Source organism: Phreatobacter sp. AB_2022a (assembly GCF_026847585.1).
GTDB lineage: Bacteria > Pseudomonadota > Alphaproteobacteria > Rhizobiales > Phreatobacteraceae > Phreatobacter.
In genome coordinates, this window is sequence record NZ_JAPSET010000020.1 from 26,310 (window position 1) to 43,353 (window position 17,044).

Here is a 17,044-nt window from a genome sequence, read left to right on the forward strand (position 1 = left end):
CTTATAGGAAGCCCCCTCCGCGCCTCGGCCCACAGATCGCTCCGCCCGCGATGGAAGCGAACACCGATCAATTGCCCCTCGCACCTCGCTTTTCCTTGTTTTCGCCTGATATTTCGGGCTAGGAACCCCTCCCGCCATGTCCGGCGGCGCGTGGGCGGAACATGAAGTTTCTCGATCAGGCCAAGGTCTATGTGAAATCGGGTGCCGGCGGCGCCGGCTGCGTCTCGTTTCATCGGGCCAAGTTCATCGAGTTCGGCGGGCCAGACGGCGGCGACGGCGGCCGTGGCGGCGATGTCGTGATCGAATGCGTGCAGGGCCTCAACACGCTGATCGACTACCGCTACCAGCAGCATTTCAAGGCCAAGATCGGCGTCCACGGCATGGGCCGCAACCGCACCGGTGCGCGCGGCGCCGACGTCGTGCTGAAAGTGCCGGCGGGCACCCAGGTCTTCGACGAGAGCGGCGAGACGCTGCTCGCCGACCTCACCAAGGTGGGCGACCGCGTCGTCCTGCTCGAAGGCGGCAATGGCGGCTTCGGCAACGCCCATTTCAAGAGCTCGACCAACCAGGCGCCGCGCCATGCCAATCCGGGCCAGCCGGCGCAGGAGGCCTGGATCATCCTGCGCCTCAAGCTGATCGCCGATGCCGGTCTCGTCGGCATGCCCAATGCCGGCAAGTCGACCTTCCTCGCCGCCACCACCGCGGCCAAGCCGAAAATCGCCGATTATCCGTTCACCACGCTGCATCCCGGCCTCGGTGTGGTGCGCGTGGTCGGCCGCGAATTCGTGCTCGCCGACATTCCCGGCCTGATCGAAGGTGCCCATGACGGCCATGGCCTCGGCGACCGCTTCCTCGGCCATGTCGAGCGCTGCCGCGTGCTGCTGCATCTCGTCGACGGCACCAGCGAGCATGCCGGCAAGGCCTACAAGCTCGTCCGCACCGAGATCGAGGCCTATGGCGAAGGGCTTGCCGAGAAGCCCGAGATCGTCGCCCTGTCCAAGGCCGACGCGCTCGATCCGGAGACCCGCAAGGAACAGCTCGCGCGGCTGAAGCGGGCCGCGAAGGGTGCGGTCAACAAGACGCCGCTGGTCTTGTCCGCGGCGTCGGGCGAAGGGGTGGAGGCGGCCCTTCGCGAGCTGATGAAGATCATCGACGCGGCCCGTGCCGCCGAGCCGGCGCCGTCGGCACCGGATGCCGACGAGCCCGTGGCGACCGGCTGGCGCCCCTGACCACGACGGCCGGACGCGGCCGGTGTCGCCTCGCCGCCGTCTCGCGTCCGGTCTGGCGAATGCCTGTCCGTCGATCGGCCCTGCTGCGTGCGCCCCTCGATCTCGGCTAAGCTGCCGGGCCTCAGGACCCCACCGCTGCAAGGCAGGCGATCATGGCTCTCGACCGGCGTATCCAGGACCTTTTCGGCATTGCGCTGCCGATCCTCCAGGCCCCCATGGCCGGGGCGCAGGGCGCGGAGCTGGCGGTGGCTGTGGCCGAGGCCGGCGGGCTCGGCGCCGTGCCCGGCGCGCTGCTTTCGCCCGAGCAGCTGCGCAACGAGATCGGCCTCGTCAGGCAGCGCACGGCGCGGCCGCTCAACGTCAACTTTTTCTGCCACACGCCGCCTGCCGCCGATGCGGCGCGCGAGGCCGGCTGGAAGCAGCGCCTGGCGCCCTTCTACCGTGAATTCGGCCTCGACCCGGCCATGCCGACGCCGGCCGGCAGCCGGGCGCCCTTCGACGATGCCTATTGCGCCGTCGTGGAGGAGTTGAAGCCGGAGGTCGTCAGCTTCCATTTCGGCCTGCCGGCGCCCGCGCTGGTCGATCGCGTGCGCGCGGCCGGCGCCCGGATCGTCTCCTCGGCGACCACTGCCGACGAGGCGCGCTGGCTGGAGGACCATGGCTGCGACGCGATCATCGCGCAGGGCGCCGAAGCCGGGGGCCATCGCGGCATCTTCCTCACCGACCACGTCGCGAGCCAGGCGGGCACGATGGCGCTGGTGCCGCAGGTGGTCGATGCCGTGGCCCTGCCGGTCATCGCCGCCGGCGGCATCGCCGATGGCCGCGGCATTACGGCGGCCTTCGCGCTCGGCGCATCCGCGGTGCAGATCGGCACCGCCTATCTGTTCACGCCGGAAGCCAAGGTCACGGCCATGCACCGGGCGGCCCTGAAGACCGCCAAGGACGATTCGACCGCGCTGACCAACCTGTTCACCGGCCGGCCGGCGCGCGGCATCGTCAACCGCGTCATGCGCGAGATCGGTCCGCTCTCCGCCGATGCGCCAGCCTTCCCGACCGCCGGCGGCGCGCTGGCGCCGCTCAAGGCCAAGGCCGAAGCCGCAGGCTCGGGCGATTTCTCATCGCTCTGGTCCGGTCAGGCCGCTGCCCTCGGCCGCGAGATCGGCGCCGGCGAACTCACCCGGCGGCTGGCCGTCGAGACGCAGGAGCAGTTGGCAAGGCTGGGCAGGGGATAGCGAGTGGCGAATAGCGAGTAGGGCCATGCAGCCGTCCGCGGCCGAGCTCGACGTCGATGGCTGCATCCCCACTCGCCACTCGCTATTCGCCAGCCTCACTCATTGCCGGTGCTGCGGCTGAAGCGCTTGCGGATGTTGGACAGCAGCATGTCGCGCACGCCGCGATAGGCATCGAGCCGCTGCTCGCGCGAGCCCTGGGCCAGCGTCGGATCGGGCGTCGGCCAGTATTCGACCTCCATGTCGAGCGTCCGCGTCAGGTCGAGCGCCCGGTGATGAGCCTCGGGCGCGAGCGTCACGACGAGATCGAAATTGAGCCCTTCCCATTCCTCGAGCTCCTCGATGGTCTTCGGGCGGCTTTTGTGGGTGTCGATGCCGATCTCGTCCATGACGGCATCGACGAAGGGATCGTGCTCGCCCTTGCGCACCCCGGCGCTGTCGACGAAGATCGACCTGCCGAAGAAATGCTGCATGATCGCCGCCGCCATGGGTGAGCGCACCTGGTTCATGCCACAGGCGAACAGGACGGCCTGGGGGTTACGGCGGCGGTCCGACAAAGCCGGCTAACCTTTCCAGTGCAGCACTGAAATCAGCGTGAACAGCCGCCGCGCCGTGTCGAAATCCAGGTCGAGCTTGTCCTTCAGGCGCTCCTTCAGCGTCTCCGAACCTTCGTTGTGCAGGCCGCGCCGGGCCATGTCGATGGTCTCGATCTGCGCCGGCGTCGCGTGGCGGATCGCCTCGTAATAGCTGTCGCAGATCATGAAATAGTCCTTCACGATCCGCCGGAACGGCGTCATCGACAGCATGTGGGTCACCACCTGCCGGCCGTCTTCGTGCTTGATGTCGAAGGCCAGCTTGCCCTCGGCGAGCGAGATGTGCAGCGTGAAGGGGCCGCCGTCGACGCCCTTGGGACCGAACGAGTTCTCCTCGATCAGGTCGTAGATCGCGACCGCCCGCTCGTGCTCGACATCGGGCGAGGATCGCCCGATCGAGGCCTCGTCCAGGGTCACGGCCACCAGCCGGCGCAAGGGCTTCGGATCGGTCACGACAGGCCTCTTCTTGGCATTCTCGGCAGGTCCCGGTTCGGACTGTGACAATGCCGGCTGGAGCGGCGTCTGTCGACCGTGTCGTGACGCCGCCGGGCCGAGCGCATCAGCCCCGGTTCATGCGGATGGCGACCGAGCGGGCGTGGGCGGCCAGGCCCTCGGCCTGGCCGAGCGCGATGGCCGCCGGGCCGAGCGCGGCGAGCTGATCCGGTCCGCATTTCAGGATCGAGGTGCGCTTCATGAAGTCGAGCACGCCGAGACCGGAGGAAAAGCGCGCCGAGCGGGCCGTCGGCAGCACGTGATTGGAGCCGCCGACATAGTCGCCGATCGCCTCCGGCGTATGGCCGCCGAGGAAGATGGCGCCGGCATTGCGGATGCGGCCGGCGAGCGCCTCGGCGTCGTCGGCGATGATTTCGAGATGTTCGGCGGCGATGCGGTCGGCCAGCGGCACGGCCTCGTCGAGACTGGCGACCTCGATCACCGCGCCGTAGTCGCGCCAGCTCGCGCCGGCAATGTCGGCACGCGGCAGGCTCTTGAGCTGGCCTTCCACCGCGGCGATCACCGCGTCGGCGAGCGCTCCGTCGTCGGTGATCAGCAGCGACTGGGCGGCGGTGTCGTGCTCGGCCTGGGCGAGGAGGTCGGCGGCGATCCATTCGGCATTGGCTGAACCGTCGGCGATGACCAGCACTTCCGACGGGCCGGCGATCATGTCGATGCCGACCGTGCCGAAGACCTGGCGCTTGGCCGCCGCGACGAAGGCATTGCCGGGGCCCATGATCTTGGCCACCGGGGCGATGGTTTCGGTGCCGAGGGCCAGGGCGAAGATCGCCTGCGCGCCGCCGATGCGGTAGATCTCGTCGACGCCGGCAAGGTCGGCGGCGGCGAGCACCAGCGGGTTCAGCACGCCGTCGGGCGCCGGCACCACCATGACGACGCGCGGGCAGCCGGCGACCTTGGCCGGCACCGCGTTCATCAGCACCGAGGATGGATACGCGGCGGTGCCGCCGGGCACATAGAGCCCGACCGCCTCGATCGCCGTCCAGCGATAGCCGAGTTCGACGCCGAGCGCGTCGGTGAAGCGGTCGTCGCTCGGCTTCTGCCTGACATGGTAGCTCTCGATCCGCTCGGCGGCGAGCTTCAGGGCATCGAGCGTCGCCGGGTCGCAGGCGGCGCGCGCGGCGGCGATCTCCTGGCCCGTGACGCGCATGGTGGCGGGCGTCAGGTCGAGGCGGTCGAACCGGGCCGTCAGCGCGATCAGCGCGGCGTCGCCGCGGGCGGCGATATCGGCGCCGATCGCCTTGACGGTCTGGCCGACCTCCTCCGACACTTCGCGCTTCATCGCCAGGAGATCGGCGAAGCGGGCGGCAAAATCATCCTGGGCGGTCGACAGGCGAAGGGGCATGGGCTCGGTCCTCTTGAGCGGGACCCATGCGGGAGGTGCCGGCGGGCGTCAAGCCCCGTGGCCGGCCGTGTCGGGGCTTGCCTCGGCGCCGCGGCGCGGCCATGGTCCCGCGCGAAAAGCGGAGAATGACCATGGACATCAAGACCCAGCCCGGGGCCATGCCGGCAAATCCGAACGAAAACGCGCCGCAACCGGCCGATTTCAAGCCGGTCGAATGGGCCAAGGACCTGCTGCGCTCGGTGCGCGTCGCGGCCCTCGGCACGCTGGACCGCAATACCGGCCATCCGGTGACGACGCTGGTGACGGTTGCGACCGATTTCGACGGCGCGCCGCTGATCATGATCTCCAATCTGTCCAGCCACACCGCCAATCTGAAGGCCGATCCGCGCGCTTCCGTCCTGCTCGCCCGTGGCGGCAAGGGTGATCCGCTCGCCCATCCGCGCCTCACCGTGCTCGGCCGCTTCGAGCGGATCGAGGACGAGGCGGCGCGCGCCCGCGCCAAGGCGCGGTTCGTCGCCCGCAATCCGAAATCGGCGCTCTATGCCGACTTTCCGGATTTCAGCCTGTGGCGGCTCGCGGTTGCGGCCGGCCATCTCAATGGCGGCTTCGCGCGGGCGGCCGACCTGCCGGGCGCCGATCTCAAGACCGAAATCGGCGATGCCGAGGGCCTGATCGCCGCCGAGGCAGGCGCGATCGACCACATGAACGACGACCACGCCGACGCCGTCCAGGTCTACGCTACGGTGCTGGCCGGCGAGGAGCCGGGCCCGTGGAAGATGACCGGCGCGGATCCCGAGGGCTTCGATCTCGCGGCCGGGGAGCGCACCGCGCGCGTGCTCTTCGCCGAACGGGTGACGACGGGCGAAGCCCTGCACAAGACCCTGGTCAAGATGGTGCGCGAGGCCCGTGCCCGGGCAGGCTGAGGCCGACTGATACCAACGGGCATCGCAGATGACCGTTGGTTCCGTCTCGCGAATTGCTGTTCTCGTTCAGCAATTTGCGAGGCCCTCAACGGCCCGACGCGTCAGCGTCCTGGGCCGTTGGTATGATATCGCGGATATCAGTTGGTGGCGTCTCCCAAATTGCTGCTCTCGTTCCGCCGTTTGGGAGGCCCTCTGCGACCCGACGCATCAGCGTCCTTGGCCGTTCGCACCGGGCTTTAGCCGAGATCGGTCCGGGCGAAGTCGTCGCCCCTGTAGAGGAGGCCGACCTTCTGCTGACGGGCGCAGGCATAGCTGAAGCAGTCGCCAAAATTGAGGTCGGCCGCGTGGCCTACCGCTTTGCCATAGGTCTTCGCGGCCTCGACAGCTCCTGTGCCGATCATCGGAGATATGTCGATCATCCGCGCATCGATCGCCTCGATGAACGCGTCGACCAGGGCACAGCCTTCGTCGATGAGAGCGGCGCGCGCCGCAGGCGCGGCGCCGCCCGTCGGGGTTTTCGCCCGTGCGATCGCCAGAGCTGCTTCGAAACGAACGAGCGGCGAGACGTAGCGCGCCTCACGCGTCTCCTCGATCCGCCGGATCAGGGCATCGGCATCAGCCTCGGCGAGCAGGATCGCAACGATAGCCGAAGTATCGATGAACATCACCGGCCGTCCCACATCTCGTCGGAAAAGGCCTTGCTGTCGAAGGCCGGGTTGGTTGGGCCGAGCGCTGCCACGCGGTGCTGCAGCGCAGATATCCGCGCGGCGAGCGGCAGCCGCCGCTTCTGGCGGTCGATTTCATTCTGCAGCGCCTGGCGTACCGCGTCCGTTTTCGAGCGTGCGTTGATCAGGCTCTGCAGTTCGGCGGCCATAGCCGCGACATCATCGTCCCGGACATAGAGCGGCATCGGCTCGTCCTCTCCATGAATATTCATTTTTATCATATATGGATATCCATCGAGTGCACCAGACCGACCGTCAATCGGGCGCCGGCGGCCGTGACGGGCGGCACCATGATAGGATCTTCAACCCAGCCTTCAGGCCTGCCGATTCGGGGCAGGCTTGAGAAATACCCGCTGAAAGACCGGAAACCGCCATGACCCGTTTGCGCATCGCCGTCCTGTTCGGCGGCCGTTCCGCCGAGCACGACGTCTCCATCATGTCCGCCCGCAACGTCGTCGAGGCGCTCGATGCGGACCGCTTCGAGGTGATCCCGGTCTTCGTGACGCGTGACGGCCGCTGGCTCGGGCAGGAGCTGGCCGAGGGCCGTCTGCCCGAGACGATCGCCGAAGGCGGAGCGGAGCTTGCCTTCCTGCCCGGCGGCCGCGGCCGCCTCCTGGCGGTGACCGGCGCGGGTGCGCCGCGCGAGCTGCCGGCGATCGACCTGATCTTTCCCGTGCTCCATGGCCTGCACGGCGAGGACGGCTCGGTGCAGGGCTTTGCCGAAGTGCTCGGTGTGCCGCTCGTCGGCTGCGGCATCCTGGGATCGGCGACCGCCATCGACAAGGACGTGACCAAGCGCCTGCTGGCCGCCGCGGGCCTGCCGGTGGCACGGTTCGTCACCGTGCAGCAGGGCGAGACGCCGTCGTTCGAGACCGTCAGCGCCGCGCTCGGGCTGCCGCTCTTCGTCAAGCCGGCGCGCCAGGGCTCGTCGGTCGGCGTCAGCAAGGTGACGACGCCGGACGGCTTCGCCGCCGCGCTCGCGGAGGCCTTCCGGCACGACCGCAAGGTGCTGGTCGAGGAATTCGTGCAAGGCCGCGAGATCGAGCTGAGCGTGCTCGAACGGCCCGACGGCGAGCTGTTCGTCTCGCTGCCCGGCGAGATCGCCGCCGCCGACAGCCACGGCTTCTACAGCTACGACGCCAAATATATCGATGCCGACGGGGCGGTGCTGAGCGTGCCCGCGCAGCTTCCAGAGGACGACATCGCGCGGTTGCAGCGCATGGCGCGCGAGGCCTTTCTTTGCCTCGGCTGCGACGGCATGGCGCGGGTCGACTTCTTCCTGCGCGGTGACGGCAGCCTCGTCGTCAACGAGATCAACACCATTCCGGGCTTCACCGACATTTCGATGTACGCCAAGGCGCTGGATGCGAGCGGCATCCGCTATGCGCAGGTGATCGAGGCGCTGGTCGCCCATGGGCTTGCGCGCGCCGGGCGAACCACGGCCTGATCGTCGCGCCTCACCCGGCGCGGATCTGCGCGGGATGCCCCGGTGTCTGGGGGATGTCGGGATCGACATGACCCCAGCTCGGCGCCGAGCCGGTCCAGATCACGCTTTGCGGCTTGCCGATCTCGCGGTCGTCGAGGGCGCCGACCCTGACGACCATATAGTCCGGCAGGGCGCGATCGTCGCTGAACAGCGGCGTGCCGCAGCGCGGGCAGAACCGGCGACGGATCCGGTTGCCGCTGTCGGCGGCGCTTTCGTAGGCTCCGAGCTCGCCCGATACGGTGAAGGTCTCCGTTGAGAAGATCGCGGTCATCGCGGCATTGCCCGAGGCGAGATATTGGCAGTCGCGGCACCAGCAGGCGCGCGTCATGACCGGCGCCGCGTCGAAGCCGAAGGTCACGGCGCCGCAGAGGCAGCGCCCGGTCACACGTTTCGCCATGGCCTGGCCTTTCCCGGTGACATTTGCGGCGGTCAGCGCCGGGCGCGGTAGCCGCCGAGCACGGTTTCGACGATCTCGTCGGCAAGGCGTTCGCGATGGGCGCGTGTCTCGCCCGGGCGCGGCGTGTACCACACCGCCACCCAGTTGAGCGCGCCGAGCAGGGTGCGCATGGCGAGCGAAGGATCGGAAACCTCGAGCGTGCCGTCGGCAAGGCCGGCCGCGAATGTGTCGCGGTAGAGGTCCTCGTAGACGAAGCGCAGGCTCATCAGCTCCTCGAGCGCCGCCTTGTGCTCGGGCCCGGTATGGCCGAAGCGGTAGAGATCGACGCCAAGCGTCAGGCTGCGCTGGAACGAGCGCGTTTCCATCATCGCCAGGGTATGCGCCCTGGCCATGCCGCCCAGGCGCTCGCCGGCGCTGCCGCCGCGCCGGGTGATCGGCTCGACGGCATGCATCAGGATCGCCATGGCACGGCGATAGACCTCGAAGAACAGTTCGGGCTTGGAGCGGAAATGGTGGTAGACGCGGCCCTTGGTCGCGCCGAGCATGTCCGCGACATCGTCCATCGAGGTCTGTTCGTAGCCGCGGCGCATGAAGCACTCGGCCGCCGCCGCGAGCACTTCCTCGCGGCGATCCTGGGGGACGACGTCTTCGATTGTCAGCGACATGGTGGCCGGTCGTCCGCGGTCGGTCGGTCAGCCGGCATCCGGCAGCGGATGGTCGGCGAACTGCTTGCGCAGCGTCAGTTTCGACACCTTGCCGGTGGCCGTCAGCGGCAACTGCTCGACGAACACGACGTCGTCGGGCATCTGCCACTTGGCGATGGCCTTTTCCAGTGTCGCGAAGATCTCTTCCTTCTTCGGCTCGGCGCCGGCCGACTTGACCACCACCATGAGCGGCCGCTCCTGCCATTTGGGATGCGGCACCCCGATGACCGCGCAGGCGGCGATGCCGGGATGGGCCATGGCCGCGTTCTCGACATCGATCGAGGAGATCCACTCGCCGCCGGATTTGACGAGGTCCTTGGTGCGGTCGACGATGATGAGATAGCCGTCGGGTGTGATCTTCGCGACGTCGCCGGTGCCGAACCAGCCGTCCTTGTCGAGCGCCCGGGCCGTGGCCTCGGCATTCTCGTAATAGCCCGAGACGATGGCCGGCCCGCGCACGAAGAGCTCGCCGGAGGCCTCGCCGTCATGGGGCAGGCGCCGGCCTTCCTCGTCGACGATCTTCAGCTCGACGCCGAACATGCGCCGGCCCTGCCGTCCCTTCAGGTCGATGCGCTCCTGCAGCGGCTTCGCCCTGTCCTTCATCGCGAGGACGCCGAGCGTGCCGACCGGGCTCATCTCGGTCATGCCCCAGCCGTGGACGACGCTGACGCCCATGGTCTCGAAGCTCTCGATCATGGCGCGGGGCGCGGCCGAGCCGCCGATGATCACCTCCGACAGCGCCGAGGGCTTGGCGCCGCGCTTGGCGATCTCGGCGAGCAGGCCGAGCCAGACCGTCGGCACGCCCCAGGACGAGGTGGCCTTTTCCGTCTCCAGGAGGTCGTAGAGATTGGGGCCGTCGAGCTTGACCCCTGGCATGACCAGGTTGATGCCGACGATCGGCGCGGTATAGGGCAGGCCCCAGGCATTGACGTGGAACAGCGGGACGACCGGCAGGATGGTCGCGCCGGAGCCGAGGCTCGACATGCCCGAGGTGAGCGTGAACAGCGCGTGCAGCATGACCGAGCGCTGGCTGTAGAGCGCGCCCTTCGGCTCGCCCGTCGTGCCGGACGTGTAGCAGAGCGAGCAGGCGGCGTTCTCGTCGATCCGCGGCCAGGCGAATGTCGAGGGCTGGCCGGCGATGAGGTCCTCGTAGACGAGCACGTCCTCCAGGCCTTCGCCGGTCGGCTTGTGCGCGGCATCGGTCATCGCGACGTAGATCAGGTCCTTCGGCCAGTGCGCGCGCATCTTGGCGACCAGCGGCGCGAGATTGATGTCGAAGAACAGCACCCGGTCCTTGGCGTGATTGACGATATAGACGAGCTGTTCCGGGAACAGCCGCGGATTGATCGTATGGGTGACCGCGCCGATGCCGCCGATGGCATAATAGAGCTCGAAATGGCGGTAGCCGTTCCAGGCCAGCGTCGCCACCCGGTCGCCTTCCTTCACGCCGAGCGCGGTCAGCGCATGGGCGAGCTTGGCGACGCGCGGCAGCGTTTCGGCATAGGTCGTTCGATGGATGCCGCCCTCGATCGTGGCCGATACGATCGCGGCATCGGGGTGCATTTCCGCGCCATATTCGATCGCAGCCGAAACATTCAGCGGCGTATCCATCATCATACCGCGCAACATGCGGCATCCTCCCGTGTCTCGATCGCGCCTCTGTCCGGCGCGTGATCATCTCGTCTTTTCTTGTCCTTGGCGGGCGCCGCGGCGGCCCCCGCAGGCCGGGCCTCCCCGCCTGTGCGAAAAAGTTTCGCAGCCGCAGCACGAAACCTCTCGACAAGCCATTTCGGCCCGAACATACTCCCGAGTATGTCCCCGCCCCGGCGGGCGCGTCAATGAACGAAAGCAGCGCCGGGTTCAAAAAGATCACCGGCCGCGAGGGAGACGCCGATGGATGCGCTGGAGGCCTTTCGGCTGGAGACGCGCGCTTGGCTCGACGCCAACTGCCCCCCGGAAATGCGGACCCCGACGCATGGCGACGAGGACATCTGCTGGGGCGGCCGCAACTGGGTTTTCCAATCCGAGGCGCAGCGCGTCTGGATGGAGCGCATGGCCGCGCGCGGCTGGACCGTGCCGGCCTGGCCCAAGGCCTATGGCGGCGGCGGCCTCGACCATGAACAGGTGAAGGTGCTGAAGCAGGAGATGGCGGCGATCGGCGCGCGCTCGCCGCTCGAGAGCTTCGGCATCTGGATGCTGGGGCCGGCCCTTCTCGCCTTCGGCAGCGAAGAGCAGAAGAAGGAACATCTGCCGCGCATCGCGCGCGGCGAGATCCGCTGGTGCCAGGGCTATTCGGAGCCGAATGCCGGCTCCGACCTTGCCTCGCTGCAGACCCGCGCCGAGGATGCCGGCGACCATTTCGTCGTCACCGGCTCGAAGATCTGGACGAGCTATGCCGACAAGGCCGACATGATCTTCTGCCTGGTGCGCACCGATCCGGCGGCGCCCAAGCATCTCGGCATTTCCTTCGTCCTGTTCGACATGACCTGGCCGGGCGTCTCGACCAAGCCGATCACGCTGATCTCCGGCAAGTCGCCGTTCTGCGAGACCTTCTTCGACGGCGTGAAGGTGCCGAAGGCCAATCTCGTCGGCACGCTCAACCGCGGCTGGGACATCGCCAAATATCTGCTCACGCACGAGCGCGAGATGATCGGCGGCGGCACCGGCGGCCTTACCACCGGCCGGTCGCCCGGACAGCTTGCCGCCGAGGAGGTCGGGCTTGATGCCGGCGGCCGGCTGGCGGATGCCTTCCTGCGCACCGATGCCGCGCGCGCCGAGGTCGACGCGCTCGCCTTCGCCGCCACCATGGCGCGCTACAAGGACGAGGCGGCGGCTGGCGGCCGCGGCGTCGGCGACAAGTCGGCCGTGCTCAAATATTACGGCACCGAGCTGAACAAGCGCCGCTACGAGCTGATCATGCGGCTCGCCGGTCATGACGGGTTGGAATGGGAAGGCCAGCGCTCCAACGACGGCGATCTGCCCCGGTCCTGGCTGCGCACCAAGGCCAATTCGATCGAAGGCGGCACGTCGGAGGTGATGCTCGACATCGTCGCCAAGCGCCTGCTCGACCTGCCCTCCGCCTGAGCCCGAGCGGGAGTTCATTATGCTCGTTCTGAATGAAGACCAGCGCCTGCTCCAGGATGCCGCCCGCGGTTTCGTGAGCGAGAAGTCGCCGGTGGCGGCACTCCGGCGCCTGCGCGACGAACGCGTCGCCGACGGTTTCGACCGTGCGCTCTGGCGCGACATGGCGGAGATGGGTTGGACCGGCATTCTGGTGCCGGAAGAGGCCGGGGGGCTCGGCTTCGGTTTTGTCGGCGCCGGCCTCGTCTGCGAGGAGATGGGCCGCACGCTCGCCGCCTCGCCCTTCCTCTCGACCGCCGTCATGGCGGCGACGGCATTGTCGCGCGGCGGCAGCGCCGCCCAGAAGGAGCGCTGGCTGCCGGCGATCGCGCGCGGCGAGGCGATCATCGCGACCGCCGTCGACGAAGGCCGGCGCCATGCGCCGGCGGCAACCGCGCTCACGGCGGAGGCCTCGGGCAACGGCTTCAAGCTGAACGGCGTCAAGACCATGGTGGCCGACGGCCATGTCGCCGATGCGGTGCTGGTCGCGGCGCGCACGGCCGGCAGCGCCGGCGAGGACAAGGGCATCAGCCTGTTCCTCGTCGATGCCAGGGCGAAGGGCCTCGAGACCGAGCGGATCGCGACGCTCGATGCCCGCGGCGCGGCCAGGCTCGGCTTCGACGATGTCCAGGTGACCGGCGCGGATGTCGTCGGCGAGGTCGACGACGGCCTCGGCCTGCTCGAGGTCGTGCTCGGCGCGGGCCGCGCCGGCCTTGCCGCGGAGCTCTCGGGCAATGCCCAGGAGACCTTCGGCCGCACGGTCGCCTATCTCCGCGAGCGCAAGCAGTTCGGCCGCACCATCGGATCGTTCCAGGCGCTGCAGCACCGCGCCGCCCAGCTCTTCTGCGAGATCGAGATCGTCAAGTCGGCCGTGCTCGCCGCGCTGCAGGCGCTCGACGACGACCCGGCCGGCGCCGCGCTCGCCGTCTCGGTCGCCAAGGCCAAGGCCGCGTCCGTCGCCCGCCTCGCGGCCCAGGAGGCGATCCAGATGCACGGGGGCATCGGCATGACCGATGCCATCGACATCGGTCTTTTCGCCAAGCGCATGCAGGTCGCCTCCGAACTCTATGGCGACGCCGACTTCCATGCCGACCGGGTGGCGCTGGCGCGCGGCTTCTGATCGGGACGGCGCAACGAGCGGAGCCCCCGCACGGTCGGGGGCTCGATTTCTTGAGGAATGAATAGGCTGGCCATGGCTTTTCTCGACGATCTCTTCGGTCTCAAGGGCAAGACCGCCTTGGTCACCGGCGGCGCCACCGGCATCGGCCGCATGGGGGCCGAAGCCCTGGTCATGGCGGGCGCCCGCGTGCTCATCGCCTCGCGCAAGGGCGATGCCTGCGAGGCGGTCGCTGCCGAGCTCAACGGCCTCGGCGGACCGGGCCGGGCGGAAGGCTTTGCCGGCGATGTCGGCACGGAAGCCGGCGTCGTCGCGCTCGCCGATGCGGTCAGGGCGCGCACCGACCGGCTCGACATTCTCTGGAACAATGCCGGCAAGACCTGGGGCGAGCCGCTGGAACGCTTCCCGTTCAAGGCCTGGGACGGCGTCATGTCGGTCAATGTCGCCGGCCTGTTCACGCTGACCCGCGAACTCCTGCCGCTGCTCGACAAGGCCGCCAGCCCCGACGATCCGGCGCGTGTCGTCAATGTCGGCTCGGTCATGGGCACGCAGCCGGTCGGCGCCGGCGCCTATTCCTATGCGGCCTCCAAGGCGGCCGTGCACCATCTCACCAAGATCCTGGCCATCGAGCTCGCGCACCGGCAGATTACCGTCAACGCCATCGCGCCCGGCCCGTTCATGAGCCGCATGACCGCGTTCGCGCTGTCGAGCGAGGCGGGCAAGGCGCGCGCCGAGCAGGACAGCCCCCTCGGCCGCATCGGCCGGCCGAGCGACATCATGGGCTGTCTCCTGTTCCTGTGCGGCCGCGGCGGCGCCTATACGACCGGCGCGATCCTGCCGGTCGACGGCGGCATCGGCGTCGATAGCGGCCACAAGCTGTTCGGAGGAGAGTGACGACCATGGCCAAGCACGTGACCATCGATGACCTGAAGGGCCAGATCGGCCAGGAGATCGGCGTCTCCAAATGGTTCGAGATCAGCCAGGGCACCATCGATGCCTTCGCCGACATCACCCTCGACCACCAGTTCATCCATATCGATCCGGTCAAGGCCAAGCAGACGCCGTTCGGCGGCACCATCGCGCACGGCTTCCTGACCGTCTCGATGTTCTCGGCCTTCGCCATCGACGCGCTGCCGGAGATCGCCGGCCGCGCCATGGGCGTCAATTACGGCTTCGACAAGCTGCGCATGGTCTCGCCGGTCCGCTCCGGCGCGCGGGTGCGCGGCCGCTTCACCCTGAAGGCGCTGGAATCGAAGAATCCCAAGCAGCATCAGCTGACCTATGGCGTGACCGTGGAGGTCGACGGCAGCGACAAGCCGGCGGTCGTCGCCGACTGGGTCACGCTCACCTATCTGGCATGAGGATCTGAACAATGACCATTCGTTTCGACGGGCGCGTCGCCATCGTCACCGGGGCCGGCAACGGCCTCGGCCGTTCCCATGCACTCGGCCTTGCCGCGCGCGGCGCCAAGGTGGTCGTCGTCGATTTCGGCGGCGCCCGTGACGGCACCGGCGGCTCGTCGGAAGCCGCCGACAAGGTGGTGGCCGAGATCGTCGCCGCCGGCGGCGAGGCGATCGCCCACGGCGCCAATGTCGCCGATCCCGTGCAGGTCCAGGACATGGTGGCCAAGACCATGGCCAAGTGGGGCCGCATCGACATTCTCGTCAACAATGCCGGCATCCTGCGCGACAAGACCTTCGTGAAGATGGAGCTCGCCGATTTCGAGGCGGTGGTCGCGGTGCACCTGATGGGCACGGTCAACTGCACCAAGGCGGTGTGGGAGATCATGCGCAACCAGAACTATGGCCGCATCGTCTTCACCTCGTCCTCGTCGGGCCTCTACGGCAATTTCGGCCAGTCCAACTACGGCGCCGCCAAGGCCGCCATGGTCGGCCTGATGAACGTGCTGCACCTGGAAGGCGCCAAGAACGACATCCGCGTCAACACGCTGGCGCCGACCGCCGCGACGCGCATGACCGAAGACCTGATGTCGAAGGAGGCGCTCGCCCTGCTGACCCCGGAATCGATCACGCCCGGCGTCCTGTTCCTGGTCAGCGAGAAGGCGCCGTCGCGGGTCATCCTGTGCGCCGGCGCGGGCGCCTATGCCCGCACCATGATCTACGAGACCGACGGCATCTATCTCGACGAGGCCGAGCGGACGCCCGAAACCATCGCCGCCCGCTTCGAGGACATCTCGGACGCGTCCGGCCAGAAAGCGCTGCAGGGCGCCTTCGAGCAGACCACCAAATTCGCAATGAAAGCCGCCGCGGCCAAGGGCATCACCCTGCCGCCGCGCGGCTGATCGCGACCCGACACGAGGAGAGAGCCATGCGTGAAGCCGTCATCGTCTCCACCGCCCGCACGGGCCTTGCCAAGTCCTGGAAGGGCGCGCTCAACAACACCCATGGCGCGGCCATGGGCGGGCACGCCACCAAGCACGCCATCCAGCGCGCCAAGATCGATCCGGGCGAGGTCGAGGACGTGATCGTCGGCTGCGCCAATCCGGAAGGCGCCACCGGTTCCAACATCGCCCGCCAGATCGCGATCTCGGCCGGCTGCCCGGTCAGCGTCTCCGGCCTGACGGTGAACCGCTTCTGCTCGTCCGGCCTGCAGACGATCGCCACCGCCGCCCAGCGGATCATCGCCGGCGAAGGCGACATCTTCGCCGCCGGCGGCGTCGAGTCGATCTCGCTGGTGCAGAACCAGGCCAACCGGTCGAACCTGATCGATCCCTGGCTGAAGCAGCACAAGCCGGAAATCTACTGGCCCATGCTGCAGACCGCCGAGACGGTGGCCAAGCGCTACAACATCTCGCGGCAGCTGCAGGACGAATATGGCGTCGAGAGCCAGCGCCGCGCCGCCGCCGCCCGCCAGGGCCGCAAGTTCGACGACGAGATCGTGCCGTTCACCACCTCCATGACCATGACGGAGATGAACGAGAAGAAGGAGGTCGTGCGCACCTGGCAGCAGGAGGTGACGCTGACCGAGGACGAGGGCATCCGCGCCGACACCACCTATGAGGGCGTCGCCAAGATCCGCCCGGCCATCGAGGGCGGCGTGATCGCCGCCGGCAATGCCAGCCAGTTCTCCGACGGTGCCTCCATGGCGATCGTCATGGACGGCAAGCTCGCCGAGCAGCGCGGCCTCGCTCCGCTCGGCATCTTCAAGGGCTTCGCGGTCGCCGGCTGCGAGCCCGACGAAATGGGCATCGGCCCGGTCTTCGCCGTGCCGAAGCTCCTGAAGCGCGCCGGGCTGAAGGTCGAGGACATCGACCTCTGGGAGCTCAACGAGGCTTTCGCCGTGCAGGTCATCTACTGCCGCGACAAGCTCGGCATTCCGAACGACCGGCTGAACGTCGACGGTGGCGCCATCGCGGTCGGCCACCCCTATGGCGTGTCGGGCGCGCGCCTCGTCGGCCATGCCCTCATCGAGGGCAAGCGGCGCGGCGCCAAGCACGTGGTCGTGACCATGTGCATCGGCGGCGGCATGGGCGCCGCAGGGTTGTTCGAGGTCGCCTGACCTGATTGACTGGAAAGGGAAGGCGGCCGCTCGAGGCCGCCTTCCGCTCAATCGCGAAGAGCCGCAGCAAGCGGCCTTGACGTTCAGAGGAAACCGGGCGGCGCGTGCCGCCGATTGCGGCCTGGTCGCCGCGCCAATGGAGGAAAA

At 68.5% G+C, this 17,044-nt stretch carries 18 protein-coding genes; 10 read left to right on the forward strand and 8 right to left on the reverse strand.

Going from position 1 to position 17,044, the window contains the following annotated elements:
* The first annotated feature begins 161 nt into the window (after window positions 1–161).
* On the forward strand, window positions 162–1,229 hold the full coding sequence (gene obgE / locus OZ671_RS15880; protein WP_268861656.1) for a GTPase ObgE: 1,068 nt from the start codon (window positions 162–164) through the stop codon (window positions 1,227–1,229).
* Between the two features lie 152 nt (window positions 1,230–1,381).
* Window positions 1,382–2,461: an NAD(P)H-dependent flavin oxidoreductase gene (locus tag OZ671_RS15885; protein ID WP_268861657.1), complete on the forward strand. Its 1,080-nt coding sequence runs from the start codon at window positions 1,382–1,384 to the stop codon at window positions 2,459–2,461.
* 95 nt (window positions 2,462–2,556) lie between these two features.
* Here the strand turns inward: OZ671_RS15885 and OZ671_RS15890 are convergent, their stop codons facing one another.
* The 3 genes from OZ671_RS15890 to hisD form a co-directional block, all read right to left on the reverse strand.
* Complete coding sequence (locus OZ671_RS15890) at window positions 2,557–3,015, reverse strand: arsenate-mycothiol transferase ArsC (protein ID WP_268861658.1); 459 nt, start codon at window positions 3,013–3,015, stop codon at window positions 2,557–2,559.
* Between the two features lie 6 nt (window positions 3,016–3,021).
* Window positions 3,022–3,504 (reverse strand): UPF0262 family protein, encoded by a 483-nt coding sequence (locus OZ671_RS15895; RefSeq protein ID WP_268861659.1) that lies wholly within the window; start codon window positions 3,502–3,504, stop codon window positions 3,022–3,024.
* 106 nt (window positions 3,505–3,610) lie between these two features.
* On the reverse strand, window positions 3,611–4,906 hold the full coding sequence (gene hisD / locus OZ671_RS15900; RefSeq protein WP_268861660.1) for a histidinol dehydrogenase: 1,296 nt from the start codon (window positions 4,904–4,906) through the stop codon (window positions 3,611–3,613).
* A 131-nt stretch (window positions 4,907–5,037) separates the two neighbouring features.
* On the opposite strand from hisD, the gene OZ671_RS15905 reads away from it, so the two are divergent.
* On the forward strand, window positions 5,038–5,829 hold the full coding sequence (locus OZ671_RS15905; protein ID WP_268861661.1) for a HugZ family pyridoxamine 5'-phosphate oxidase: 792 nt from the start codon (window positions 5,038–5,040) through the stop codon (window positions 5,827–5,829).
* Window positions 5,830–6,065: 236 nt separating this feature from the next.
* On the opposite strand, the gene OZ671_RS15910 is transcribed toward OZ671_RS15905, so the two are convergent.
* Window positions 6,066–6,494: a type II toxin-antitoxin system VapC family toxin gene (locus OZ671_RS15910; RefSeq protein ID WP_268861662.1), complete on the reverse strand. Its 429-nt coding sequence runs from the start codon at window positions 6,492–6,494 to the stop codon at window positions 6,066–6,068.
* Entirely contained in the window at window positions 6,494–6,739 is a 246-nt protein-coding gene (locus tag OZ671_RS15915; RefSeq protein WP_268861663.1) for a type II toxin-antitoxin system VapB family antitoxin, read from the reverse strand. Before OZ671_RS15915 ends, OZ671_RS15910 begins: the two co-directional genes overlap by 1 nt.
* Window positions 6,740–6,927: 188 nt before the next feature.
* Here OZ671_RS15915 and OZ671_RS15920 point away from each other — a divergent pair, with 188 nt between their 5' ends.
* Window positions 6,928–8,001, forward strand: a complete 1,074-nt coding sequence (locus OZ671_RS15920; RefSeq protein ID WP_268861664.1) for a D-alanine--D-alanine ligase family protein — start codon at window positions 6,928–6,930, stop codon at window positions 7,999–8,001.
* Window positions 8,002–8,011: 10 nt separating this feature from the next.
* On the opposite strand, the gene OZ671_RS15925 is transcribed toward OZ671_RS15920, so the two are convergent.
* The 3 genes from OZ671_RS15925 to OZ671_RS15935 are packed head-to-tail and all read right to left on the reverse strand — an operon-like array spanning window position 8,012 to window position 10,770.
* Window positions 8,012–8,437, reverse strand: a complete 426-nt coding sequence (locus OZ671_RS15925) for a GFA family protein (protein WP_268861665.1) — start codon at window positions 8,435–8,437, stop codon at window positions 8,012–8,014.
* 32 nt (window positions 8,438–8,469) lie between these two features.
* Complete coding sequence (locus OZ671_RS15930; RefSeq protein ID WP_268861666.1) at window positions 8,470–9,102, reverse strand: TetR/AcrR family transcriptional regulator; 633 nt, start codon at window positions 9,100–9,102, stop codon at window positions 8,470–8,472.
* Window positions 9,103–9,129: 27 nt separating this feature from the next.
* Window positions 9,130–10,770 carry a long-chain-fatty-acid--CoA ligase gene (locus OZ671_RS15935; RefSeq protein WP_268861667.1) on the reverse strand — a complete coding sequence of 547 codons (1,641 nt, stop codon included), beginning with the start codon at window positions 10,768–10,770 and terminating at the stop codon, window positions 9,130–9,132.
* 264 nt (window positions 10,771–11,034) lie between these two features.
* On the opposite strand from OZ671_RS15935, the gene OZ671_RS15940 reads away from it, so the two are divergent.
* From OZ671_RS15940 to OZ671_RS15965, 6 genes are all read left to right on the forward strand, one after another.
* Window positions 11,035–12,225, forward strand: a complete 1,191-nt coding sequence (locus OZ671_RS15940) for an acyl-CoA dehydrogenase family protein (RefSeq protein ID WP_268861668.1) — start codon at window positions 11,035–11,037, stop codon at window positions 12,223–12,225.
* Between the two features lie 16 nt (window positions 12,226–12,241).
* On the forward strand, window positions 12,242–13,381 hold the full coding sequence (locus OZ671_RS15945; RefSeq protein WP_268861716.1) for an acyl-CoA dehydrogenase family protein: 1,140 nt from the start codon (window positions 12,242–12,244) through the stop codon (window positions 13,379–13,381).
* Between the two features lie 72 nt (window positions 13,382–13,453).
* A complete protein-coding gene (locus OZ671_RS15950; RefSeq protein WP_038305027.1) occupies window positions 13,454–14,272 on the forward strand; it encodes an SDR family oxidoreductase in 819 nt (272 codons plus the stop codon).
* 5 nt (window positions 14,273–14,277) lie between these two features.
* Window positions 14,278–14,739 carry a MaoC family dehydratase gene (locus OZ671_RS15955; RefSeq protein WP_038305025.1) on the forward strand — a complete coding sequence of 154 codons (462 nt, stop codon included), beginning with the start codon at window positions 14,278–14,280 and terminating at the stop codon, window positions 14,737–14,739.
* An 11-nt stretch (window positions 14,740–14,750) separates the two neighbouring features.
* Complete coding sequence (locus tag OZ671_RS15960) at window positions 14,751–15,680, forward strand: SDR family NAD(P)-dependent oxidoreductase (RefSeq protein WP_038305023.1); 930 nt, start codon at window positions 14,751–14,753, stop codon at window positions 15,678–15,680.
* A 26-nt stretch (window positions 15,681–15,706) separates the two neighbouring features.
* Window positions 15,707–16,897, forward strand: coding sequence for an acetyl-CoA C-acyltransferase (locus OZ671_RS15965; RefSeq protein WP_268861669.1), 1,191 nt, complete (start codon window positions 15,707–15,709; stop codon window positions 16,895–16,897).
* Window positions 16,898–17,044 lie beyond the last annotated feature (147 nt).